The sequence below is a fragment of the Sulfurimonas sp. genome (assembly GCF_028714975.1).
Lineage (GTDB): Bacteria > Campylobacterota > Campylobacteria > Campylobacterales > Sulfurimonadaceae > Sulfurimonas.
This window is the reverse complement of record NZ_JAQTLH010000002.1, coordinates 227,940-249,179: the sequence shown is the minus strand read 5'-3', so window position 1 is coordinate 249,179 and position 21,240 is coordinate 227,940. Positions and strand designations below refer to the sequence as shown.

The following is a 21,240-nucleotide window of genomic DNA, read 5'->3' as shown; positions in this document are numbered from 1 at the left end:
GATTAAAAACGCAAATCGGAACAAGTCCCGCTTTGCTACGCTAGCCGCTTTGGCACTAAAGCTTGACGCTAAAGCGTCAGATAGCTTAAAACTCAAATCCACCGGTATCGCCTTTAGACATACTATTGTAAACCGATTTAACATAATCGGCTCTTAGCTCGCATTTTAGATAAAATTCACAATCACTGCAACTCTTTAACTCTTTATCTTCTTGACAACTTTGTATTTTAACAATCATCTCATCGAGATGAAGTTCAAATCTATCTTTTTGCTGCATAAACTTCTTTTACTCTTTGTATCTCATATTTTGACCCAAAAAAACAGGGTGAAGTATCATGTATATGTGCATATTCAAGCTGCATCAAATCATTCACTCCGTCAATTGCCTCTCCGCCCGCAACTTTATAGATAAAAGCAAACGGAAATACTTCAAAAAGTTTGCGGAGTTTTCCGTTAGGTTTATCAGAAGTACCGGGATAACTAAAAAGCCCGCCGCCTTTTAAAAGTATTTGGTGTAAATCAGGAACCATTCCGCCCGAATATCTTAAGCGATACCCGTCTGCAAAGAAGCTATCAACAAGCTCTTTATGGTAAGGTTCCCAGTTTTGCTGCGTTCCCCCCGGTGCATTAAGTTTGCCTTTTTCGTTTAAACGAATCTCTTTTACAAATTCAAAGTCTCCATTTTGCAGCAAGTGAAGTTTTGTTTTGTTATGAGCAAAAACCATCTCTACACGAGGACCGAAAACTACATAGCAAGAAGCAACCATATTTTTAGCACCGAATGCGTTTTCATAAATTCCAAAAATAGAACCGACGCTCAAATTTACATCGATTAGAGATGAACCGTCAAGCGGATCATAAGCGATAAAATATTTACCGTCTTCATTTAGCACCACTTCACGCTCTTTCTCTTCACTGGCAATCGTATGAATAGAAGAAACATTGGAAAACTCCTCTTCTATAATCATGTCACACTTGATATCAAGTTGAAGCTGTGTCTCACCGGAACTATTTTCTTGTTGCGAGTAACCTATATCTTTTGTGTCTATCGCATCTTTTATTCTTATAGCACTTTTTTGTATTGCTCTAAATATATCAGTCATTTATTTACACTTCCTTTGCATTTTTTAATATCCATGATATTACGGCATCACAGTTATTTATATCTAAAACATCAACATTTATAGGCAAATCATAATCATTCAAATTGATACTGCTATCGGTTGCAAGAGCATTCATATACGGAAAATAAGCGCTATCTAACGAGTTTCTAAATACACTGATTCTAGGCAACGGTAAATTTTTCAGCCCTTCTACCAATAATATGTCAAATTTATCAAAAAGTCTAATCATCTCATCTAAATCTTTTTGTTTTTGAGAAAAGTAGGTTGTTCGATTTGGAGATGTAACGATAACTTCCGCACCGGTATCTGAAAATTTATAACTATCTTTTCCCTCAACATCAAACCTTGCTTTATCTTTGGGATCATGCTTAATTATAGCAACATCTTTTTTGTAATCATGAATAAGTTTTCTTGCAACTTTTAATATAAGAGTGGTTTTACCGCTGTTTGACGGACCAGTAAATGCAACTGCTAATCTTTTTTTCAATTTATATACTTTATTAAAATTTAGGTGATTATACAAAATAGTCGTTAAAAGGTTGTTTAATAAGATATAATTCTCTTGCTATTTAGAGGAATTTAAATGAAAACTTTTTTTATATTTTTAACTTTTTTAACACTTTTTACGGGTTGTTCAAAAAAAAATGCCTTTTATAAATTCAAAATGGATAAAGATCAAGAGCTGAGTGCATCAAGCCTGCAAAGCACTAAGATAGTATCAAAAGATGGTGAAGTAAAAGGTGTTTTTTCTACAATATATCTAAATGAAGTCTATCCTGAAACCTTTAATCAAGAGGAATCTTTTTTCATATTTTTCTTTAGTAAAGAAAAAAAAGAGCTCTATGACCAAAGCAAATCTACAGATACCGACTTAAAAGTTATGCTAAATTCAAAGCTGCCAATCAAAATAGAAGAACTTTCACAAGAGAATAAGTTTTCTCATCTTGTTGACATTAAAAATGACTGGAATAGATACTATATCGTTACATTTGAAAAAGCAGATACAATAAACCTTGTTTTTGAAGACGCTAATGCATCTTCGGGCGTACTAAAATATAAAAATGAAATTTTATTAAAGAGTTCTAAAAAACGCACTAAACGCTAAAGAGCGCGTAAGATTGCACGAAGTAGTACCGTAATAATTTGCAACCCTACAACAATTATTAGAGGTGCCAAATCCAAACCGTTAAAGTTTGTTTTTATAAACTTTCTTACAAATGCATATGCAGGATTTGTTATTCTATATAAGAACTGAACGATAGGATTAAAAGGATCCGGATTTACAAAACTAAGAAGGGCAGTTATAATAACCACCCATATATAGACATCGATAAGTCCAAGAGCAATTGCTCCGACACCTTGAATTATCTCTACTAAAATACTCATTTAACAATCTCGCCTATATAATTTTTGATACATTTATAGACGGCAGCAAGGTCTGGACCATGTTCGGCACCCATCAAGAGAAGTCGTAATGATTTAAAAAGGTTTTTACCTTTAATTCCGGACTCTTTCATTATATAGTTTTTAAAATCTTCATATTCATCGAAGTAGGGCGCATTTTTAATAATTTCAACTATTATCTCTGCCGATTCCTTAAACTCCTCGGGAATATTTTTTGCCTCAAAAATAAGTGCTATTTTAGCTCTTAACTCTTTAGTCGTACTTGCCTCTTCAAGATATATTTTTGCAAGTTCTCCTATCTCTTGATCTGCAAAACCTACATATCTTGAGAGTTCTTTTGAGTCAAGCATTTTAAGATGTTCTCTGTTGATGTGCTTTAACATATTGAGATCAAAACGGGCAGGGGACTTGGATATATTTTCTAAACTAAACCACTCTATAGCTTCTTGCATAGTAAATATCTCTTTTGGAGGCTTATTACCGATTAATATTAAATAATTTGCTATTGCCGAGGGTAGATATCCCTCTTCAAGAAGCCATTTTACGCTAGAGGCATCGTCTCTTTTGCTCATTTTCTTACCGTCATCGTTCAAGATAATTGGCAAGTGCGCATACTCGATATTTTTCTTATATCCAAGTGCTTCTCTTATAAGAATCTGTTTTGGAGTATTGCTTACATGGTCTTCACCGCGAATTACAATAGAAATATCACTTAGCATATCATCTACCGCACATGCAAAATTATACATAGGTGTTTTATCTTGTCTCATAATAATAAAACTGTCGATATCGTTCGGGTCAAATTTGATTTCACCCTTAATATGGTCTTTTACAACTATCGCTTCTAGCGGTTTTCTTATTCTTACCGTAAAAGGATTTTCATTATCTATAACAAGTTCATTGGGCAGAGAAGCACATGCATCATCGTATCTATAAGCAGTTTTACTCTCTTTTGCCTCTTCTCTTTTTTTATCCAACCACTCAGTAGAACAAAAACAGTTAAATGCTTTCATTTCAAGCAAAAGTTGCAGCGCCATAGCAGTGTGAAAGCGTACATTTTCGCTTTGATACATAACCTGAGAGTATTCAATACCAAAAAGATTTAAAATATCAAGTATCTCTTTATCTTTACCTTCGATATTTCTCTCTTTATCGGTATCTTCAATTCTGATTATAAGGTCTTCATTTCTTTGTTTTGATACAATGTAGTTAAATATGGCAACTCGTAGGTTACCAATATGCATATCACCGGTTGGACTAGGTGCAAATCTTAACATTAAAAATCCTAAAAATAATTTTTGGAATTTTATCGTATTTTTGCTGAGGGTATGTTTTAAATTTATGATTTTTTTAGAAGAAGTGGTGACCCCGAGGAGAATCGAACTCCTGTAACATGGATGAAAACCATGGATCCTTACCGCTAGACGACGGGGCCACTTAACAGTATTAATTACTGAGCCGAAATTATATAGATTTATTTCTTAATAAATTATAAAATTATACAAAACTCAGTAAAAAAAATTAAATTATTCGTAAAAACTACGAAGTGCTCTAATAATTACAGCATTTTTAGAGATACTCTCAGCTTTGGCATTATCATTTACTACTTCATATAAATCTAACGGAAGAGAGATAGAGAAAGTTCTTGTCTCAATCTTTTTCTTTTTAGCAATCATAGCGACAACACTAATCAAAAGTTCGATTATTTTTTTTGTATCAATCGGCTTTTGAATAAAACTATTTACACCGACTTCAATCGACTCAGATATTTTCTTTATATCATTGCTAGCTGAAATTACGATAATAATCTGACTAGGGTCAATCTCGCGAATTTTACGAGAAAGTTCTATACCGTCCATTTCAGACATTATAATATCAACAAAAACAACATCAGGAGCCGATTTTTTATAAGCTTCCAAAGCTTCTTTTCCGTTAAAACATGATCTCACATCTGAAAAGAAATTTTTAAAAGTAGAACTTAAAAGCTCATTAGCAACTTTTTCATCCTCAACAACCATTGCTGATAATTTTTTTGTTTCTTGTGTTAATTGAACCAAATCTACATTAGACATGACAAAATCCTTTTTTTTTATATGGTACTATTATATCAGATAATTGGGTAACAAACCAAACGAATTTAATTAAATTAAATCACATTCAAACACAATGACACAATTTGTGTGTTTAACAAAATTTGAGTTTTTAGAGCAGGGTAATTTTTATCTATATTTTTTAAACTTTTCTAACCACTCCAAATCAGACTCTTTATCATTCTCTTTTTGAGTTAAAAGCGAATCTATAATACTAATCAAAGTATTTTCATCCATAAACTCTAATAAACTTGGATTTATAGATGTTTTATGAATATCTTCGTATGTATTTAACAAATTTTGTATATCTGTAATTAATTGTTCTTTTCGGCTCATTTTCTTTCTTCATTATAAAGTATTTTTATATTGGTTAACATAATGTAAATTCTCTTGAATAAAATCTTAATATAAAATCGTTAATATTATTTAGTATGCTATGCTTTTTAGGTACAACTATAAGCCGAGTTTATTAAATAGCTTAAACAAGGACTTTAGCGTAATTTCGTGACACTTTTACTATGTATATGCACTTTTCACGGTCACGCTACGGTCACGATTTATAGTCACCCTCTTCTACTTATACATGTAATTATATCTAAGTATTATTTATATATTTTTATAAATATTTATTTTTCTATGATATACTTCTTTTTGTGTAAACAATTAACTCCTCGTCTGCATGATTAACAGACATATAAGAGATTTAGGCTAGGGCTTCGGCTTTAGCCTTTTTTTTTGCTAATTTTTTAGCAAGGTAGGGGTGGGAGTGGAACTCTTATAAAAAGGAGTTTTTTTGTTTACCAAAATCTTAGTAGCCTTTTTAATATTGATGGTGTTCGCACCTGCTCTATATTAATCAAAACAGAGGACTTAATCACTCCTCTGGCTGCTATGCTCCCATCGGTATAATCATATGTTCTACCAAACTACTATCTTTTAAAAAATATCTTGCAGAATTGTCTAGTACATCGTTTGAAGTTACATATAGCCTTTTGATTGTGTATCCAACTGCTTTATCTATGTTTTCTTCTTTTCTTAAAAACTCTTCTGTGTCTCCTATAAATGCTTTTATCTTCTCATGTGTAATTTTATGTTTGCTGTCTTCTCTCCAATTTTTGCACTGTATAAATGTGATCTCTTTATCTTTCATAGTTATTACATCTATACTGCTGTCTTTTCTTCCATGTATTAAACCGTGTTCTTTTACTTTGTAGCCTAAATTTTTAAAGTGTTCTGCAACAAAAGATTCGTATTCTTTGCCTTTTCTTGCATTGTTTTGATGCATCTCTCTAGTTCTTTTTTTTCGATTGTCTTCAAAAATTCTCTTTTTTTCATCATTATTTATAAGTTTTTTATTTTTCTCTTCTTCCCATATTTCACGCTCTTTTTTTAGTCTTTTTGGTAGTTCTGTTTTTATTGTTGCAAATATTCCTACTATAAATAAAATAAAAAATATAATCCAAAATATAGTCATTTTTCCCTACTTGTTTGATTTATTTTTTCCATTTGTTTTTTAAATTGTTGATTCATTTTATTTGTTTCTTCCATAATTTTTTGAGTTTGTTTCATGATTGCGTTATTTGTTTCTTCTATTTTATTATTGTTTGTAGTTCCATAAAATAATTTTTCTAATTCTTTATTTTGTTCATCTATTGCTACTGCTGATATTAATATAATTGTTCCTACAAATATTGACATAACTGCTAAGATTTTGTCTGTTGAATCATTTTCTATTTCTGATTCATTTTTGTCTGTATGAATTACATAAGTATTTGCAATTAAATCATGTAAAGCTTTTTTGTCTTTTCTAAAAGGTATTATTGCAAAACCAATAAAAAAGGAAATTAAACTTACAAAATATCCTAGGTATCTAATGATTGCTGTTATTAAATTTATATCTTCATATTTATTATTTACAATTTTAATATTTACAATTTTTTTTCCTATGCTCTGCCCTTTCCATACCGTCCATAATAATATGATTATTATTGCCATCAATATATCTGCCATGTATTCATGTTTATTCAGTATTAAATATATTGGTATTCCTATAACAATAAAATCTATAATATTTGCCATTAGTCTTGTTGTAAAGTTTGCATGTTTTTTATTTAAATTGTTTTTGAAATTATAGTAATCTTCTTTTGTTTCAGCTTTTTCATATTTAATTATTTTAGCTTTATTTTTACCGGATATGATTGCACTTGTTATAATTAATGCCAATACTAGAGTTATTATAAAAAATATTTCCATTCTTGTCCTACTTTAATTTAAATTTGCCATTGCTAGCTTTTGCTTTTATATTTTCTAGTTCTTCTAAATGCTTTTTTGTTGCTTCGATACTTTCATCTAGTGCAAATCCTTGATTAATTAATCTTACTAAGTCTGGTTTCTCTTTTTCCCAATTGTCTAATGTTCTTAATGATATTCCAAGTAAATCCGCTAGTTCTTTTCTAGTCATTTCGTATTTTCTCCATTTAATATGCAAATATTGCATATATTTAAGCTTTATTTTATTAATTTGCAGATATAGTTTTAATTATATGCAAATATTACATATTTAGGAAGTGACAAAATGCAAGTACAAACACAAAACATTCAAAGACCTGCTCTCTTCTCTGACTTCTTCGGTTTAGAGTTAATTTGGAATAATGAATATTTAATATATATTCATACTTTTATTAAAAAATGCGTCACTTCTGCTCTCTATGATATCAAAAAATCACTTAATAATAAAAAATTCACTTCGTCTCTTGGTCGTATTTGGTTTTCTTATCAAAGAGATGATGTAGTTATATATAAATTATTAAAAATTTATAAACCTGATTTAAACCATAATTTACATGAATATAAATTCAATCTCGGAGTTCTTGTATGATAAACGCTTTCAACATCTGATGTTCAATAAGTCGTTAAAAAATAGATACGCAATCACGGAACTGTATACAGAGTTTGATGTAAGTCGTTGATATATCAGGGGCAATGAGTGTGAACCCCTAAAAAAAGCTCGCTTACTAGCCCTTTAGCGTCACTTCTGGGGGCTTGTTTAAAAAAGTAAAGTGACAAAAGTTAGGTTTTATGAGCATTAAAAGCAACAAGAAACGCAGATAGGTTAATTTTTTCCTATTCAAAAAAAATATCTTTTAATGTTCTTAAAACTTAATTCTACATGTTAGGGCTAAGTTAATAAAATAATTCAGGAGTGACAACATGATAAATGTACTAATGATAGGCAAGATTAAAGCAGTTCGCAGAATCGAACTAGATGGCTTTGTAGATAGCAAGTGGACTGAGAATATTCCAAAAATAGAAGTTACCGTTGAGAGTGAAATTCCTGATGATAACGGAGATATTAACTTCTCTATGGATAAACAGATTTTAGATAGTTCAGATTATAAGAAGTACAAAGATTTAGAGCACAAATATGTTGCTGTCCCGTATGTTATGGATTCAAGTGCTAAAGGTCAGAAATGGTATCCCGATAAAAATACGCCTATGTTCGAGTTGAAAGATTCATTCTTGAGCATGATTAAAGTTGAATCAAAAGAACTTAAAAAGGCTTAATTATGGGAATAAATGAAGCTATTGAACAAGCAAAAGTTCAAGAACAAGACAAAGAGGCGATAAGTTTAAAAGTTCCTTCTTTTATAAAACAAAAGTTGCAATTGATTGCTGACGAAAACAATGTTTCTATGAATAACTTAATATTATCTATTTTAAATGATGTATTAAATGTTTCTTTAGAGAAAAGCTAAAAAATGTCAACACAAAGCCCCGTCGTAGCGTAGCGTTAGGGGTAACAAGGGATTACCGCGTTAGGGATTAGTAAAAAGTTTGTTCTAAGATAAAAAGAATAAGAAAAAGTGGGAAAAATAAAATGTCAAAACACATAACTTATCTTCGCTATTTACAGCAAGATATAAATATCTTAGTTAGAACCAAGCAAGATGATAAAAAGTTATGTGAGTTGAGAACAAAAAGAGATAATTTACTCTTAAAAGTTAGAAATACAAATACTAAATAAATTAATACCGCATTAAGAAGCGTGATTTTCTTACTGCGGTATTAATCTATCACGGGGTTGATATCAGCTTATATTAGGGGTTTCCTATGAAAAGAATTCTAAAAAGACTATCAGAAAAAGCTGATAGATTAGCTTCTAAAGCTAGTGAACATAAAAATAAAATTGTTGTAGCTGGCGCAGCTGCTTTAGGTACAGTTCAAGCTCAAGCTGCTGATTTAACTGTTCCTCCAATAGAGACGGGAAATTTTATGACGGTTGCAGGCGTTGTTGTTGTTGCTTTAGGTGTCTTTTTTGGTGTTAAAAAAGCTATTGGTCTTTTACGCTAATGTCTTTACCTATATTACACATAGACAATATTACTTTGCTTTATGGCGTTTTATTGACTGCTCTTGGTGTAATGTGGGGAGTAGACAAAGCAATTATTTTGCTTAAATCTCATTAGCTCTTAGGAGCTGTGGGAATAAAAAAAAGGAGTGATAAAATGAAATATTTAATAACTTTATTATTTTTAACAAAATTATTAAATGCTTCAATGCTTTTGGCTGCTAATAGTTACTGCATAGAAGATTTCTATATAAAAGCAGGTTCCTTTTACTATCTTCGTTCTGATAATAACACATGGTATAGCACTACTACCGATACTTGGACTCAAACCGTTCTCCCTAATTATGTTTATGATTCTTCTACTCAACGCTGTAACCCTAATATGTCTTATATTTTAGGTATGCAAGTAACTGAATATAACTTTCTCTTAGGTCTTGTAGGTCTTATCTTTGGTGCTGTCTTCATGTTTTTTACAATTCATATATTTATGAATGTAGGCGGCAAAAGATGATTTTAATAGAAATTACCGATATCGTTATGATAAATTATTTTGCTAGTATTTTTATAAATCTTACAGTTGTAGTCGCTCCTCTCTTTGCTGCTTTATCTCTTTTAAGACATTAAAATGAAAAGGATTTTATTTTTTTTATTGATTTATTTTAACTCTCTTTTTGCATTTACTTGTAATCCTAATGGTTATTATATTCTTAATCCTAGTGTTTCGCCTAATCCTAGTCGTAACGCAAATTCCTATGATGATTCTCTTGCTTATAATTTTGGCGTAACAGTTGGAACTCCTTCTAAAGAATCATGTTCGGGTAATACTGCTTTTAAAATTATTTTTACTTGGGGTGGGATGGCTTATCCTCCTCGCAGTTATGCTACTCAATATAATTATATTACTACTCCTAATAATCCTTGTACCGCTTCCGGACAAGTTTATGATGCAACTTCTTATTCTTGTAAAGTTCCTCCTGCCGTTGATTCCGATGGTGATGGTATCCCTGATAAATGCGATAAAAAAGCTTCAAATTTTGCTTCTTTGGATTGTGACGGTGACGGTATTCCAAATTCTACTGATAATGATATTGACGGTGATGGTGTTCCAAATGAAAATGATGCTAACCCTACTGATTCTAATAATGCTACTACTTGCCCCGTAAATTCTTATGATAATATTCCTGGTGTTATAGAATCGGATTGTGTAATGTCAAATTCTAAATTTCAAGCTCCTAATGGTTCTTTGTATTATACTTCTTCTGTTTTATGGGATTCTTGCCGTCAAATGTGTAGCTCTAGGTCTCAAGGCTGTCCTCGTGGTCAATCTATCAAAGACGGTCAGTGTCGAAATGTTGAGCCTGATATCGGCGATTGTGTTGGTACTTCTGTTTGTCATTCTGGTGGCAATGATATTTCTGCGTTGGACGGTTCTTCTTCTCGTCATGGTTGTTATAAAACTTGTTATTGTTTAACTAATTCTAATCCTACTCCAAGTGCTTCTAATAAGTATTTTTTTCAGGAAGTTTCTTGTACTGACAATCTTTCTGATAAAGATAAATTGGGTAATTCTCGTTCAGAAAATGACAATAATATCTCTTCTCCTAATCCTCTTGCTGATAGTAATGGCACATTAAATTATGATTTTGCTACATCTGTTAAAGCTGCTCTTGATTCTTATGGTGGTTCTAAAGAATCAACTTCTTTAAAACAATTGCGAGAAGCTGAAATACAGTCTTTACAGCTTGTTAATGCAAATACTAATTTAGGAAATATAAATTCAAATTTAGAGAATTTTTCAAATGCTGCAACTATGAATCAGGGTGTTATAAATACTACTTTGAATGGTATAAAAGATGGTCAAAATATCGGTAACGGTCTTCTTCTTGGTATTAAAGATGGTGTAGATAAAGCTGATGGTCTTCTTGAAGATATTAAAAAGCTTCTTGATGATAACGGTACCGATAATAATTCTTCTCGTGGTAATTTAGATTTTTTAAGCAATGAAATTTCAAATATTTTAAATAAATATACTATTAATTTAGGTTCTTCTAATTGTGCTCCTATATCTTCTGTATCTTTTGTTTTTCATGGTCGTACAGTTACTGTATTTTCGCAGTCTATGTTAGACATGCTCCCTATGTCTTCTATAAAAACATTTATTGTTTTTCTTTTTACTATTCTCGCTATATCTTTAGTTTTTAGGGGTAATTAATGGATTATATTATTAAGGCTGTTTTATTTATTCCTTTTATGGGAGTTGTGTATTTTGTAGTAGATTATTTTAAATCTATACTTGTTAATTCTTTTTCATCGGTACCTTTTTCCGGTGCTTTATGTCAATTTGGAATTTTTGAGGGGTTATCTATTTTTTTTACTATTTTGATAGCCGGTTTTTTAGCTAAACAAGCTTTATCTTTTGTTAAGTAAATATTATGATTACTTTTTTTTTAGGTCGCCCTGCTTCTGGCAAGACTTATTATGCAGTAGATAAAATATTTAATAATTTTTCTAGCTCTCCTAATGCAAAAAAAGATAAAAAGTTTAAATATGAAGTTTGTTATACAAATATAAATGAGTTTAATTTTGATATTGTTGATAATGTTTTTCCTCTTGATTTTGATGATTTAAAAATAAAGCTTACTGTCTTGCATACTCTTTACAAAAAAAAATCTACTGATGAAGAATTGATTGAAAAATGTATAGAGTTTAATATATTAAATGCTTTTTTTGTCATTGATGAAGCTCATAATTTTTTTAGCTCTCGTGATACTGTTTTGGTTTGGTGGCTTTCTTATCATCGTCATTTGTTTCATGAGATTATTCTTATTACTCAAAATCTTGCTTTGGTTGAATCTAAATATAAAACTTTTTCAGAGTTTTTTTATGAAGCTCGTCCCGCTTCTCTTACTCTTGATAAGAGATATTTTTTTTATTCTGTTTATTGTTCTTCTCGTTTAACTAAAGCTTCTAAAAGTGGAGTTATAAAAATAAAACGCAATGTAGAGGTTTTTGATTTATATAAGTCTGGTGATAGTATAAATACTAATAATGTTATTTTTAAAATTCTTTTAAGCACTTTTATTCTTTTTATTGTTTTATCTTTAGGTTTTTCTTATTATGTTTATACTTTAAAATCTCAAAATCAAAAAGATAATTCTCTGGCTGTTTCTACTCAAATTAAAGATTCTAATTTAACCTCTGTCTCACCTATTCAAAATAACTTAAATGTTAAAAATCAAAATCAATCTTCTGTTGTTATACAAGAGATAAAACCTACTTTTGAAACTACTGATAGAAAACTTTTTTCTTTGTTTTGTAACTCTAAAAACTGTTTTAATGATGATATTTTGCTTCCTATTCCTCTTTTTGAGCATTTTTTAAAATCACATAATATTAAACTTCTTTATACCGATAAAAAAACTTCAAATCTTTATAAATTCTATCTTGATACTACGGAAGAGTTTTATAAATATATCTCAAATAAAAAGGTTAAAAACGATGAAAAAGTTATTAGTAATAGTAGTTTTATTTCTCCAGCTGCAAGCAAATGACAGAGAGATTACTCTTTTAGATTTTACTGAGCTGCTCTCTGCTCAAAACAATATAAATGTTTATATTGATGAGGATTTAAAGTCTAAAGAGGTTTCTCTTTTTGTTCCTGAAAATATAAAAAATGATGATCTTTTGTTTTTGTATCGTGAGAGTGTTAAAAAGTTAGGTTATGAGCTTATTAATTTTAATAATACTTATTATCTTCTAAAAATTCAAAATAGCTCTTTGTATTCTTACTTTATAGATTTAAAATATAATAGCTTTGAGGCTGTATCTAAGTTTTTGACATTTAAAGATGTTAAATTCCAATATGTCGATACTACAAATACAATTATCATTCATTGTTTGCAATCTCAATATTTCTCTTTAGTACATGATATAAAAAAAATAGATTTTGAAAAAAAGCAAGTTACTCTTAAATTTACTATTATAGAGATAAATGAAGATGAGTTAAAAGAGCAAGGTTTTACACATTCTACGCTTTATACATCGGCTACCGGAGAGGTTCAAAATGTTTTAAATACTTTTGTGTTGCCTTTTCAGTCTAAAAACCCTATTTTTACAAGTCCTAATTTTTACGGTGCTTTAAAACTCTTTAGTGAGTCTAAATTTTTCAATGTTTCTCAAAATCCTTTTATTCTCGTACAAGATTCTAAAGAGTTTAATTTCTCTGCTGTAAATAATATTCCTTACCGCAAATCAAACACAATTACTCAAGCTGCAAATGTGAGTGAGCAGACATCAATTGATTATAAAGATGTAGGACTCAAAATTAATGGTAAATCTTTTGTATTTGAGGATTATATAAATCTTGATTTAGATTTGATTATTGAAGACATATTGAGTGTTGTTGATAATGTTCCTACTACCTTTAAAAGACAACTTAAATCAAATACAAATCTTAAATACGGAGAGGTTTTACTCTTAAGCGGTATCAAGCAAAATAAAAAATCAAAAGATAACTTTGAAATACCGTTTTTTTCTTCCATTCCTTATCTAGGAGAGGCTTTCAAGTATAAAAAGGATACTAGTACTAACTCTAACATTTCAATCGCAATAGAGGTTATTAAATAAGGTTTAGCCTTTGGACTCATACGCACTTTGTGAGCGTCAGCGAACAAATGCGAATGAGCCTCTTGGCTATCTATAAAAAGTTATCGGACACGATTATAAAATTCATACAGGAAGTTACAAAGTGACAAATTACGGCTTAAACAAACAACAAATCAAAAATGCTAAAAATAAACTTGTAAAAAACAAAGAGTTTATGATTAATAACGGTATACATCGCAACGCTTCTATTGAGCTTTCAAATGTGTTGAAAAAAATATTTATTATAGTAGCTATAAAAACATTCAAAAAGACGATAGATGTTATTTAAGAGTTACCGAACCGCATAAAGACGGTACTCCATATTTGCATATCTCTTTAGACACGATTATAAAATTCATACAGGAAGTGACAAAGTGACAAATTACGGCTTAAACAAACAACAAATCAAAAATGCTAAAAATAAACTTGTAAAAAACAAAGAGTTTATGACTAATAACGGTATACATCTTGATAATAAAATAGTTCCTTTTGCTGATTTTGTAGCAAATAGCTACATGAATGCAGATAGATACATTGCAGAACTGCAACATAGAGCATGGAGTATTTTCGATTACTCAAAAGAGAGAGATTTAAAAAATATTTTTATTACTCTTACTTTACCATCTCATTGGCACCCTAAAAAGACTTATAAAGGTCGTTTAATTACAAATAAAGCGTTTGCAGGTCGCAAATACATAACTACAATCAATAAAATTAAGTTTTTAAACTGTCATGTAATTCAAAGAGTGCCTTTTATTGATCCTATTTTAGATTTTAGCAATACGATTGATAAATATACTCCTCGCAACGCTTCTATTGAGCTTTCAAAGATGTTGAAAAAAATATTTGATGATAGGAGCTATAAAAACATTCAAAAAGACGATAGATGTTATTTAAGAGTTACCGAACCGCACAAAGACGGTACTCCACATTTGCATATCTCTTTATTTGTTCCTGCTGATAGTGTTGACTCTATTGTCAAAGCTGTAAATAGGCTTTTCCCTGCTCCGCTTAGTCAGGTTGAAACGAATGTTAAGTCGCCTATCTCTTACTTGATGAAATATATTTTAAAAACTTTAGATGATTTAAGAGAAGATAGCGACAAGATAACAAATCTTACACTCTGGTATCTATATCACGGCATTTGTAGGTTTTATACTTCTCGCACTTTTGTAGCTCTTGAAGTGTATCGTAAACTTAATGGCATGTATACTCTTTTAGATTTAACAGCTGCTTATAAAAATCATGATGTTAATGTTTATGTTTATTCAGATACCAAAAAAATATCTTTTATTAATAATGAGTTCGGGACTATTTATGTTTCTAAACCCGTGAATTGGGCTGAAAAATTAGAGGATTATACATATCTTGAAGCTGAATATGAGCCTTTATTTAGAGAGAAAATTCAAAAGCCGGTAGATGTAATTATAGACGGAGAAGAGTTTATATTTTATCAACATACAGAAAAAAAATTAATGCATGTAAATAAAAAGTTAGTTGCTGAGGGTCAAAATCCTATTTCTTTATCTTCTATTTTGCATAAACATAGAGAATATCCTTATCAAATGAGCGATTTAAAACTTTATGACTACTTTCAAAATTTAGATATTGAAACTTGCGATTTAAAGCACTATGCAAATACTAAAAATATTTTGATAGATAGAGGTTTACTGCTTGAGGAAAAAGTTGATTTAGCTCTCTATCAAGATGATTTTTTTCAATTTGAAAGTGAGGTGGTTTAATGCAAATAAATAATAATCCAGTTAAAAATATTTGTTCTACTATGAATTTAACTCAAATTGAATTATCAAAATTAATGGGAGTTAGTGAGGGAACTGTAAACCGCTGGTCTAGTAAACCTAATGAAATACCATTACAAACTATTTATTTTATGAATTTGATAATTGAACATTCTTTTTTATTAAATAAATTAGAAAAATATTTTCTATTCACTTCTTTAATCAAAGAATTAATAAATGATTAAATTTATAACTATCCAAAAATTAGCTCAAATTGTCGGTATTGATATTTCTTACATTAGAAAGATGATAAAAAATAAAGATTTGATAGCTTATAAAAAAGATGGTTATAAAAGAGTTTATATAAATATAGATGAGTTTAATTCTTGTTTTAAACCTATAAACAATATTGACAATGATATTGATTTAGATAAATTTTTAATATAAAGCGTTATGATTATGTCGCATAGTAAAAGTGTTGCTATTAAAAAAGGTAAAAAAGGAATGACAACACACTATATAAAAGATTCTATGATTTGGTTAAATTATTATGTCGACGGTGTTCGTGTTCGTAAATCTACAAAATTAAAGAATACTCCGCAAAATATCAAAATTGTTACTTCTCAAATTATCCCTGCTCTTGATATGAAAATTGCTTCCGGAGATATCTATAAAAAGAAGCCTAAAACTTTTGAGTATTACGGTGGCATATTTTTAAAACAAAAAGACTCTAATAAAAGCTTTTTTTTAAAGCAAGGTTATTTTCTTAGAGTTATTGAGTATTTTAAGGGTAGAAATATTGACACTATCACTAGACTTGATATCAAAGAGTATTTAATATCATTAAATATGAAAAGTAAATCTAAAACTACTTATAAGAGCTGTATCAAAGAGATATTTGAGCTTGCCGTTGATGATGGTGTTATAAGTTTTAACCCTGCTTTGAGTATTAAATTGAAACAAGATATTAGAGAAGATATTCAATATTTTACTAAAGAGCAAGTAAATAAAATTTTAACTGTTTCAGTTGGTGTTATTAGAGCATATCTTTTTATAGCATTTAATACGGGTATGAGAGTTGGCGAAATTCTTGGGCTTCAATTGGTGGATTTCAAAGATGATGGATTTATCCATATTAATCGAACTAGAACTAAAGGAATGCTTGGCAGTGGAAAAACAAATAACGCTATCCGTAAAGTGCCTTATACTTCATATATGTTAGAAGAGGCAAGAAAGATACAACCAAAAGATAATATTTTTCTTTTTGGGGAAATTGACGATGCTTCACTTTTAAGAAGTCAATGGCGAGATGTTTGTATTGCAGCAGGTGTAGAGAGATATAAATTATATTCTACTAGACATACATTTGCTACTTTGATGTTAAAAGAAAATATAGTGAGTATCAATGAACTTGCAGGACTTTTAGGACATTCTAGCCCTAAAGTTACATTAGAGCATTATGCGAGTGTAATACAGTCTAAAAACATTGATTTGGGTGCTAATTTTTGTTTATTTGGTCACGCTACGGACACGGTTAAAAATAAAATGTTTGTTTAATCCCTATAAATAGGGGTTTGTTGGAGATAGGTACAACTATAAGCCGAGTTTTGTTTTGATAGCATTAATCTACTTTACTATTTACATAGTAACTCTAGCGAAACAGTAGCATAGGCAAAACTACGGTACTTCTACTGCAGTTCCGCCCTTAAGACGCTGACCATCTGTTTCTTGCTGCCATGTTGGGTTTACAAGCTCTCTATATTGCTATAAAGACTGGTGGTCTCTTACACCGCCCTTTCACCTTTACCACTTAAAAGTGGCAGTCTACTCTCTGTTGCACTTTCCCTCGCGTTACCGCGGCCATTAGTTAAATGGAACACTGTCTTAGAGCAGCTCGGACTTTCCTCTTGAGGCAAATCAAGTCGCTATCTGTTGTACCTATAAAATTGTACAAAATCATTCCTTTATATCTCTTTTCTTAAGATGAGAACAATCGTTCATATTATTTAAAATTTGATAAAATAACATATGAACGATTGTTCTTTTTCTATAAGGTTAAATTAACAGTTGTTCATTTATAATTCTACAAACATTAACATCCGTTCATACGGTAGCAAAGGCTAGAAATGTCCGAAAACATGGCAAACAAAAAAACAATCGGTACTAAGCAAAAGATACTAAAAGTCTCATCAACCCTCTTCTCAGAATATGGATATAAAGCAACCAGCGTGCGAAAAATAGCTTCGGAAGTAGGAATTAGAGAGAGTGCTTTATATAATCATTTTAAAAATAAAGAGGAGATATTTTTGTGCGTTGCAAAAGAGATTTTTACAACACCCTTCTCTCAAAACGATAGCGACATTAAAGAGTCGGCATTAAAAGGAAAAGCATTTTTGCAGAAGTTTGCGATGCAGTATAAACTTCTTACATTTGATAAAAACAACGAAAATATGTTTAGACTGCTAATGATAGAGCTTTTTCAAAATAAAGAGCTTAGAGAGCAGTTTATGAATGAATTTCACAATGAAAATATAAAAGTTCTCTCAGAAGCATTTTTTATAATGATGCAAAACTCTTTGATTCGTTCAGCTGATCCCATGATGGTTGCTTATGAATTTTTATCCACCCTATTTTACATTAGGCTTCAGATTACGCTTTTGAGATTCGATAGTGGCTCTACTACAAATTTATCAACACAATTTGAGAAGCATGTGGAATTTTTTTGGGAAAGCATTAGAGTTTAATATTTCATAATATTATAGATATTATTTAATATTAAACGTATATTTAAAAAAAGAGTAACCTGTAAAAAGGTTACTCTTAAAAAACCAAGACTATTTAGCCATAGCCTCTCTAGCATATTTTTCACCTAGTTCATACGCTTTTTTATTTGCAGCATGAACTTTTTCAGGTACTTTTGAAAGCATTGTGTCAATCAAAGATTGTTTATCAAGAACATTTGTCATAGTGTTTGTAATTGCTAGTGCCACAACAGATTGAGTAATAACATTACCGACCTCTTCTTTTGCAATAGTAATAATCGGGATCTCGTGAATAACCCACTTCTTTCTATCTTCTTCGGTCGGAGTAACTAAATTTGGATCTACAACAATAATCCCACCTAGTCTCACACCGTTTTTAAATTGTTGATATGATACATTTGCAACTGAGAGCATAAAATCAATTTCACCCTCATTTGCATATGGGTAACGAATTTCATTGTCATCCAATGTTATATCAACAACTGTTGCACCGCCACGAACTTGTGATGTATATGTTGCAGTTTTTAAACCGTAACCGCCATCTTTAATTTTGCAAGCTGCCATAATCTCACCTGCAAGTAAAACACCTTGACCACCAACACCGGTAAATCTTAAAGAACTTCTCATATCAGGCTCCCTATATCTTTTTCGCAAAATCAGCTTGTGTGATTTTACCGCGCTTGCCTTGAGCAGCTTTGATTACCTCTTCGTACATATCAGTGTATTCAGGTTGTACTACTTCTCTTAAAATACCGGTTGCGAGTTTATTCATCTGCTCTTCAGGTGGAAGTTCATCCCATTTTTTCTTTGATACAGTAATACTATCAATCCAGCTAAGATTTTCCATAGCATTTGCCATCTTGTTTTTACGACCAAGGTTAATATGACAGTTAGAAAGTACTTCCATAAAGCTATAACCTCTATGTTCAAAACCTTTAACTAACATTTTTTCAAGTTTTTTAGGATCATTTACGGTTTCACGCGCAACAAATGTAGCCCCTGCTCCAATAGCCAAGTTTGCAGCATTGAAAGTCGGGTCAATGTTACCGTTTTGTGCAGATACACACCACATACCCTGAGGAGTAGTTGGAGAAATCTGTGAATTTGTAAGACCGTAAATAAAGTTATTGATAAGAATAAAATTTAAGTTTATGTTTCTACGACATGCGTGAATCGTGTGATTTCCACCAATTGCAAGACTGTCGCCGTCACCTGCTACAACGATTACGTTAATTTGCGGATTTGCAAGTTTAATTCCAGTAGCATAAGCCATAGTACGACCGTGAGTAGTGTGAACCGTGTTACAGTTTACATATGAACTAAAACGACCTGAACATCCGATACCTGATACGACACAAACTTCCGTATCCATATCCCAACCCATTTTTTCAATAGCGCGGATAGTCGATTTTAAGATAACACCATCACCACAACCCCAACACCAAAGTGTCGGCATCTTATTTACACGTAAATATTTATCATAATTGAATGCCATTACATCATCTCCTTAACTTTTGCTACCATCTCAGCAGGTGCTATAGGGCGACCGTTTGCTTTTAATAGTGTAGTAAAATCATTTCTTTTGATAACTCTTTCAATCTCTTTAGAGTACTGACCCATATTAAGCTCTGTAATAAAGATTTTATCTTTAAATTTTGCACCGATTTCAGCAATTCTTTTTGCAGGTGACGGCCAAAGTAGTATAGGTCTAAACATACCGGCTTTTACACCTTGTTCACGAAGTTTATTTACTGCTTCATAAGCTCCAAGTCCGATTGAGCCGTAAGCTATAATACAAACTTCCGCATCATCTAACATATACTCTTCATAATCAGGTAAATCATCAAGACCGTCATTTTCTGCAGCTACCGTGTTGATTTTACCAACTAAACGCTCAATATTAAACTCACATTGAACAGCATCTTCTGTCGGGAAACCTTCGTGTCCATGGTGAAGTCCTGTAATGTGGTACTTGTAACCTTTGAACATAGGGTTTAATACAGCCGGCTTATTCATAGGGACATCATACGGTTTATAATCTGCCGGCGCACCGTCAAAAGTTGCACGATTAACTATGCTAGCTTTAACTTCTTCAAGATCAGGAAGTACAGCTTTACCATGCATATGACCGATTGTTTCATCTAAAAGTATAAATACCGGAGTCATATATTTTTCAGCTAAGTTAAATGCACGAACAGTTTGTGTATAACACTCAGTTAAACTACCTGCACATAAAGTAATAGAAGCATAGTCCCCATGGGTCGGATACTGCGCTTGACCGATATCTGCTTGAGAAACACGAGTCGGAAGACCGGTTGATGGACCCCCACGCATAACATTTACGATAACCAAAGGAATCTCTGCAATAAAACCTAAACCGATTTGTTCAGCTTTAAGTGAGATTCCCGGTCCTGAAGTTGCAGTAAAAGATTTTACGCCGCTCATTGAAGCACCGAGTGCAGCACAGATACCCGCTATTTCATCTTCCATTTGAATAAATTTTCCGCCAACCTCAGGTAAAAGGTCAGATGCAACGTGCATTACTTCAGATGATGGAGTGATTGGATAACCACTAAAAAATCTAGCACCGGCATCAATAGCAGCTTCTGCAGCTAGTTCATTACCGTTTCCGATTACTTCTCTTGCCATTATTTAACTCCTTTTTCACTAAGTGACATATAATTATTTGCAATAACTGCTACTTGTCTCTCTTTTGACTCGTCAGTTAGTTTTGCAAATTTAAAATCTTTTTTATCCGCTACGTATATAGCAAAATCAGGACATGACAATTCACATTCCATACAACCGATACAAGCTTCCGGATGCTGAACAGATATCATAGCACCAAGCGTAGATCTGTTATCATATATCATTCCAAGTACGCCGGCCGGACATACTGAAACACAGATATCACACGCTTTACAGTTGTTTGTGTTAACCCATACAGGTTGGTTACCTGGATTTTGAGTTTTAAACTTACTCATTTATTCTCCTATTTTTAATTTTAAGTTAAAAAATACTACTAGTTACTAAAAGTAACAATATCCACTATGCCAAATCTCTTTTTCACAAACAGATTAACTAATTTTTATTAATATCGCTCTAAATTGTGCTATTGGCGCCTAATAA

The 21,240-nt window shown here is 31.3% G+C and carries 31 protein-coding genes, 1 tRNA gene and 1 other RNA gene; 17 read left to right on the top strand and 16 right to left on the bottom strand.

The features are described from left to right. Positions 1–85 precede the first annotated feature (85 nt). Genes PHQ93_RS03100 through mobB form a run of 3 tightly spaced genes read right to left on the bottom strand, consistent with a single transcriptional unit; the run spans position 86 to position 1,611 of the window. Complete coding sequence (locus tag PHQ93_RS03100; protein WP_299940716.1) at positions 86–277, bottom strand: hypothetical protein; 192 nt, start codon at positions 275–277, stop codon at positions 86–88. Beyond that, positions 261–1,103, bottom strand: coding sequence for a class 1 fructose-bisphosphatase (locus PHQ93_RS03095; protein WP_299940713.1), 843 nt, complete (start codon positions 1,101–1,103; stop codon positions 261–263). The genes PHQ93_RS03100 and PHQ93_RS03095 overlap by 17 nt, the downstream gene beginning before the upstream one ends. A gap of 4 nt (positions 1,104–1,107) precedes the next feature. Then, the gene (mobB, locus tag PHQ93_RS03090) at positions 1,108–1,611 is read right to left on the bottom strand and encodes a molybdopterin-guanine dinucleotide biosynthesis protein B (protein WP_299940710.1); all 504 of its coding nucleotides are present in this window, start codon (positions 1,609–1,611) and stop codon (positions 1,108–1,110) included. A 96-nt stretch (positions 1,612–1,707) separates the two neighbouring features. Here mobB and PHQ93_RS03085 point away from each other — a divergent pair, with 96 nt between their 5' ends. Next, positions 1,708–2,229, top strand: a complete 522-nt coding sequence (locus PHQ93_RS03085; RefSeq protein ID WP_299940708.1) for a hypothetical protein — start codon at positions 1,708–1,710, stop codon at positions 2,227–2,229. On the opposite strand, the gene PHQ93_RS03080 is transcribed toward PHQ93_RS03085, so the two are convergent. The 8 genes from PHQ93_RS03080 to PHQ93_RS03045 all read right to left on the bottom strand — a co-directional run bounded on the left by PHQ93_RS03080 (position 2,226) and on the right by PHQ93_RS03045 (position 7,079). After that, a complete protein-coding gene (locus PHQ93_RS03080) occupies positions 2,226–2,510 on the bottom strand; it encodes a YggT family protein (RefSeq protein ID WP_299940705.1) in 285 nt (94 codons plus the stop codon). The two genes, PHQ93_RS03085 and PHQ93_RS03080, sit on opposite strands and share 4 nt — an antisense overlap. Next, positions 2,507–3,805, bottom strand: coding sequence for a glutamate--tRNA ligase (gene gltX / locus PHQ93_RS03075; RefSeq protein ID WP_299940702.1), 1,299 nt, complete (start codon positions 3,803–3,805; stop codon positions 2,507–2,509). Before gltX ends, PHQ93_RS03080 begins: the two co-directional genes overlap by 4 nt. Before the next feature lie 83 nt (positions 3,806–3,888). Beyond that, a tRNA-Glu gene (locus PHQ93_RS03070) sits at positions 3,889–3,963 on the bottom strand. A gap of 91 nt (positions 3,964–4,054) precedes the next feature. Then, positions 4,055–4,600 carry a response regulator transcription factor gene (locus PHQ93_RS03065; protein ID WP_299940699.1) on the bottom strand — a complete coding sequence of 182 codons (546 nt, stop codon included), beginning with the start codon at positions 4,598–4,600 and terminating at the stop codon, positions 4,055–4,057. A 147-nt stretch (positions 4,601–4,747) separates the two neighbouring features. After that, positions 4,748–4,954 (bottom strand): hypothetical protein, encoded by a 207-nt coding sequence (locus tag PHQ93_RS03060; protein ID WP_299940696.1) that lies wholly within the window; start codon positions 4,952–4,954, stop codon positions 4,748–4,750. Between the two features lie 553 nt (positions 4,955–5,507). Further along, the gene (locus PHQ93_RS03055) at positions 5,508–6,092 is read right to left on the bottom strand and encodes a restriction endonuclease (RefSeq protein ID WP_299940694.1); all 585 of its coding nucleotides are present in this window, start codon (positions 6,090–6,092) and stop codon (positions 5,508–5,510) included. After that, complete coding sequence (locus PHQ93_RS03050) at positions 6,089–6,871, bottom strand: RDD family protein (RefSeq protein WP_299940692.1); 783 nt, start codon at positions 6,869–6,871, stop codon at positions 6,089–6,091. Before PHQ93_RS03050 ends, PHQ93_RS03055 begins: the two co-directional genes overlap by 4 nt. 7 nt (positions 6,872–6,878) lie before the next feature. Beyond that, positions 6,879–7,079 carry a hypothetical protein gene (locus PHQ93_RS03045; protein WP_299940690.1) on the bottom strand — a complete coding sequence of 67 codons (201 nt, stop codon included), beginning with the start codon at positions 7,077–7,079 and terminating at the stop codon, positions 6,879–6,881. 114 nt (positions 7,080–7,193) lie between these two features. On the opposite strand from PHQ93_RS03045, the gene PHQ93_RS03040 reads away from it, so the two are divergent. The 15 genes from PHQ93_RS03040 (at position 7,194) to PHQ93_RS02970 (ending at position 16,906) form a co-directional block, all read left to right on the top strand. Next, a complete protein-coding gene (locus tag PHQ93_RS03040; RefSeq protein WP_299940688.1) occupies positions 7,194–7,496 on the top strand; it encodes a hypothetical protein in 303 nt (100 codons plus the stop codon). Positions 7,497–7,828: 332 nt separating this feature from the next. Beyond that, on the top strand, positions 7,829–8,182 hold the full coding sequence (locus PHQ93_RS03035; RefSeq protein WP_299940686.1) for a hypothetical protein: 354 nt from the start codon (positions 7,829–7,831) through the stop codon (positions 8,180–8,182). A 2-nt stretch (positions 8,183–8,184) separates the two neighbouring features. After that, the gene (locus PHQ93_RS03030; protein ID WP_299940684.1) at positions 8,185–8,373 is read left to right on the top strand and encodes a hypothetical protein; all 189 of its coding nucleotides are present in this window, start codon (positions 8,185–8,187) and stop codon (positions 8,371–8,373) included. A gap of 122 nt (positions 8,374–8,495) precedes the next feature. Continuing rightward, positions 8,496–8,642 carry a hypothetical protein gene (locus PHQ93_RS03025; RefSeq protein ID WP_299940681.1) on the top strand — a complete coding sequence of 49 codons (147 nt, stop codon included), beginning with the start codon at positions 8,496–8,498 and terminating at the stop codon, positions 8,640–8,642. 86 nt (positions 8,643–8,728) lie between these two features. Next, positions 8,729–8,968 (top strand): hypothetical protein, encoded by a 240-nt coding sequence (locus PHQ93_RS03020; RefSeq protein ID WP_299940678.1) that lies wholly within the window; start codon positions 8,729–8,731, stop codon positions 8,966–8,968. Positions 8,969–9,123: 155 nt separating this feature from the next. Next, positions 9,124–9,477, top strand: a complete 354-nt coding sequence (locus tag PHQ93_RS03015) for a hypothetical protein (protein ID WP_299940676.1) — start codon at positions 9,124–9,126, stop codon at positions 9,475–9,477. A 114-nt stretch (positions 9,478–9,591) separates the two neighbouring features. Then, positions 9,592–11,178 (top strand): thrombospondin type 3 repeat-containing protein, encoded by a 1,587-nt coding sequence (locus PHQ93_RS03010; RefSeq protein WP_299940673.1) that lies wholly within the window; start codon positions 9,592–9,594, stop codon positions 11,176–11,178. After that, entirely contained in the window at positions 11,178–11,393 is a 216-nt protein-coding gene (locus PHQ93_RS03005; RefSeq protein WP_299940671.1) for a hypothetical protein, read from the top strand. Before PHQ93_RS03010 ends, PHQ93_RS03005 begins: the two co-directional genes overlap by 1 nt. Positions 11,394–11,398: 5 nt before the next feature. Then, positions 11,399–12,517: a zonular occludens toxin domain-containing protein gene (locus PHQ93_RS03000; protein WP_299940669.1), complete on the top strand. Its 1,119-nt coding sequence runs from the start codon at positions 11,399–11,401 to the stop codon at positions 12,515–12,517. Beyond that, positions 12,465–13,592: a hypothetical protein gene (locus PHQ93_RS02995; RefSeq protein ID WP_299940666.1), complete on the top strand. Its 1,128-nt coding sequence runs from the start codon at positions 12,465–12,467 to the stop codon at positions 13,590–13,592. Before PHQ93_RS03000 ends, PHQ93_RS02995 begins: the two co-directional genes overlap by 53 nt. 121 nt (positions 13,593–13,713) lie before the next feature. Next, on the top strand, positions 13,714–13,899 hold the full coding sequence (locus tag PHQ93_RS02990) for a hypothetical protein (RefSeq protein WP_299940663.1): 186 nt from the start codon (positions 13,714–13,716) through the stop codon (positions 13,897–13,899). A gap of 85 nt (positions 13,900–13,984) precedes the next feature. After that, positions 13,985–15,352 (top strand): hypothetical protein, encoded by a 1,368-nt coding sequence (locus PHQ93_RS02985; RefSeq protein WP_299940660.1) that lies wholly within the window; start codon positions 13,985–13,987, stop codon positions 15,350–15,352. After that, positions 15,352–15,594 (top strand): DNA-binding transcriptional regulator, encoded by a 243-nt coding sequence (locus tag PHQ93_RS02980; protein WP_299940658.1) that lies wholly within the window; start codon positions 15,352–15,354, stop codon positions 15,592–15,594. The genes PHQ93_RS02985 and PHQ93_RS02980 overlap by 1 nt, the downstream gene beginning before the upstream one ends. Next, complete coding sequence (locus PHQ93_RS02975; RefSeq protein WP_299940656.1) at positions 15,587–15,796, top strand: helix-turn-helix domain-containing protein; 210 nt, start codon at positions 15,587–15,589, stop codon at positions 15,794–15,796. The genes PHQ93_RS02980 and PHQ93_RS02975 overlap by 8 nt, the downstream gene beginning before the upstream one ends. Positions 15,797–15,808: 12 nt before the next feature. Beyond that, entirely contained in the window at positions 15,809–16,906 is a 1,098-nt protein-coding gene (locus PHQ93_RS02970) for a site-specific integrase (RefSeq protein WP_299940653.1), read from the top strand. 23 nt (positions 16,907–16,929) lie between these two features. On the opposite strand, the gene rnpB is transcribed toward PHQ93_RS02970, so the two are convergent. Then, positions 16,930–17,290, bottom strand: an RNA gene (gene rnpB / locus PHQ93_RS02965) — RNase P RNA component class A. 185 nt (positions 17,291–17,475) lie between these two features. Here rnpB and PHQ93_RS02960 point away from each other — a divergent pair. After that, positions 17,476–18,093, top strand: a complete 618-nt coding sequence (locus PHQ93_RS02960; protein ID WP_299940650.1) for a TetR/AcrR family transcriptional regulator — start codon at positions 17,476–17,478, stop codon at positions 18,091–18,093. Positions 18,094–18,183: 90 nt separating this feature from the next. On the opposite strand, the gene PHQ93_RS02955 is transcribed toward PHQ93_RS02960, so the two are convergent. The 4 genes from PHQ93_RS02955 to PHQ93_RS02940 are packed head-to-tail and all read right to left on the bottom strand — an operon-like array spanning position 18,184 to position 21,095. Next, positions 18,184–18,738, bottom strand: coding sequence for a 2-oxoacid:acceptor oxidoreductase family protein (locus tag PHQ93_RS02955; protein WP_299940648.1), 555 nt, complete (start codon positions 18,736–18,738; stop codon positions 18,184–18,186). A gap of 10 nt (positions 18,739–18,748) precedes the next feature. After that, positions 18,749–19,606, bottom strand: coding sequence for a 2-oxoglutarate ferredoxin oxidoreductase subunit beta (locus tag PHQ93_RS02950; protein ID WP_299940646.1), 858 nt, complete (start codon positions 19,604–19,606; stop codon positions 18,749–18,751). Beyond that, entirely contained in the window at positions 19,606–20,760 is a 1,155-nt protein-coding gene (locus tag PHQ93_RS02945) for a 2-oxoglutarate synthase subunit alpha (protein WP_299940641.1), read from the bottom strand. Before PHQ93_RS02945 ends, PHQ93_RS02950 begins: the two co-directional genes overlap by 1 nt. After that, positions 20,760–21,095 carry a 4Fe-4S dicluster domain-containing protein gene (locus PHQ93_RS02940; protein WP_299914255.1) on the bottom strand — a complete coding sequence of 112 codons (336 nt, stop codon included), beginning with the start codon at positions 21,093–21,095 and terminating at the stop codon, positions 20,760–20,762. The genes PHQ93_RS02945 and PHQ93_RS02940 overlap by 1 nt, the downstream gene beginning before the upstream one ends. Positions 21,096–21,240 lie beyond the last annotated feature (145 nt).

What these genes read in the sequence shown, in the direction of transcription:
- PHQ93_RS03055 (WP_299940694.1), bottom strand. Translation starts at nt 6,092, where the DNA reads ATGACTATATTTTGGATTATATTTTTTATTTTATTTATAGTAGGAATA.
- PHQ93_RS02975 (WP_299940656.1), top strand. Translation starts at nt 15,587, where the DNA reads ATGATTAAATTTATAACTATCCAAAAATTAGCTCAAATTGTCGGTATT.
- PHQ93_RS03040 (WP_299940688.1), top strand. Translation starts at nt 7,194, where the DNA reads ATGCAAGTACAAACACAAAACATTCAAAGACCTGCTCTCTTCTCTGAC.
- PHQ93_RS03095 (WP_299940713.1), bottom strand. Translation starts at nt 1,103, where the DNA reads ATGACTGATATATTTAGAGCAATACAAAAAAGTGCTATAAGAATAAAA.
- PHQ93_RS03020 (WP_299940678.1), top strand. Translation starts at nt 8,729, where the DNA reads ATGAAAAGAATTCTAAAAAGACTATCAGAAAAAGCTGATAGATTAGCT.
- PHQ93_RS02955 (WP_299940648.1), bottom strand. Translation starts at nt 18,738, where the DNA reads ATGAGAAGTTCTTTAAGATTTACCGGTGTTGGTGGTCAAGGTGTTTTA.
- PHQ93_RS02960 (WP_299940650.1), top strand. Translation starts at nt 17,476, where the DNA reads ATGTCCGAAAACATGGCAAACAAAAAAACAATCGGTACTAAGCAAAAG.
- PHQ93_RS02970 (WP_299940653.1), top strand. Translation starts at nt 15,809, where the DNA reads ATGTCGCATAGTAAAAGTGTTGCTATTAAAAAAGGTAAAAAAGGAATG.
- PHQ93_RS03060 (WP_299940696.1), bottom strand. Translation starts at nt 4,954, where the DNA reads ATGAGCCGAAAAGAACAATTAATTACAGATATACAAAATTTGTTAAAT.
- PHQ93_RS03000 (WP_299940669.1), top strand. Translation starts at nt 11,399, where the DNA reads ATGATTACTTTTTTTTTAGGTCGCCCTGCTTCTGGCAAGACTTATTAT.
- PHQ93_RS03010 (WP_299940673.1), top strand. Translation starts at nt 9,592, where the DNA reads ATGAAAAGGATTTTATTTTTTTTATTGATTTATTTTAACTCTCTTTTT.
- PHQ93_RS03015 (WP_299940676.1), top strand. Translation starts at nt 9,124, where the DNA reads ATGAAATATTTAATAACTTTATTATTTTTAACAAAATTATTAAATGCT.
- PHQ93_RS02995 (WP_299940666.1), top strand. Translation starts at nt 12,465, where the DNA reads ATGAAAAAGTTATTAGTAATAGTAGTTTTATTTCTCCAGCTGCAAGCA.
- PHQ93_RS03085 (WP_299940708.1), top strand. Translation starts at nt 1,708, where the DNA reads ATGAAAACTTTTTTTATATTTTTAACTTTTTTAACACTTTTTACGGGT.
- PHQ93_RS03045 (WP_299940690.1), bottom strand. Translation starts at nt 7,079, where the DNA reads ATGACTAGAAAAGAACTAGCGGATTTACTTGGAATATCATTAAGAACA.
- PHQ93_RS03035 (WP_299940686.1), top strand. Translation starts at nt 7,829, where the DNA reads ATGATAAATGTACTAATGATAGGCAAGATTAAAGCAGTTCGCAGAATC.
- PHQ93_RS03080 (WP_299940705.1), bottom strand. Translation starts at nt 2,510, where the DNA reads ATGAGTATTTTAGTAGAGATAATTCAAGGTGTCGGAGCAATTGCTCTT.
- PHQ93_RS03100 (WP_299940716.1), bottom strand. Translation starts at nt 277, where the DNA reads ATGCAGCAAAAAGATAGATTTGAACTTCATCTCGATGAGATGATTGTT.
- PHQ93_RS03030 (WP_299940684.1), top strand. Translation starts at nt 8,185, where the DNA reads ATGGGAATAAATGAAGCTATTGAACAAGCAAAAGTTCAAGAACAAGAC.
- PHQ93_RS03050 (WP_299940692.1), bottom strand. Translation starts at nt 6,871, where the DNA reads ATGGAAATATTTTTTATAATAACTCTAGTATTGGCATTAATTATAACA.
- PHQ93_RS02940 (WP_299914255.1), bottom strand. Translation starts at nt 21,095, where the DNA reads ATGAGTAAGTTTAAAACTCAAAATCCAGGTAACCAACCTGTATGGGTT.
- PHQ93_RS02950 (WP_299940646.1), bottom strand. Translation starts at nt 19,606, where the DNA reads ATGGCATTCAATTATGATAAATATTTACGTGTAAATAAGATGCCGACA.
- PHQ93_RS02980 (WP_299940658.1), top strand. Translation starts at nt 15,352, where the DNA reads ATGCAAATAAATAATAATCCAGTTAAAAATATTTGTTCTACTATGAAT.
- PHQ93_RS03065 (WP_299940699.1), bottom strand. Translation starts at nt 4,600, where the DNA reads ATGTCTAATGTAGATTTGGTTCAATTAACACAAGAAACAAAAAAATTA.
- PHQ93_RS03005 (WP_299940671.1), top strand. Translation starts at nt 11,178, where the DNA reads ATGGATTATATTATTAAGGCTGTTTTATTTATTCCTTTTATGGGAGTT.
- gltX (WP_299940702.1), bottom strand. Translation starts at nt 3,805, where the DNA reads ATGTTAAGATTTGCACCTAGTCCAACCGGTGATATGCATATTGGTAAC.
- PHQ93_RS03025 (WP_299940681.1), top strand. Translation starts at nt 8,496, where the DNA reads ATGTCAAAACACATAACTTATCTTCGCTATTTACAGCAAGATATAAAT.
- PHQ93_RS02945 (WP_299940641.1), bottom strand. Translation starts at nt 20,760, where the DNA reads ATGGCAAGAGAAGTAATCGGAAACGGTAATGAACTAGCTGCAGAAGCT.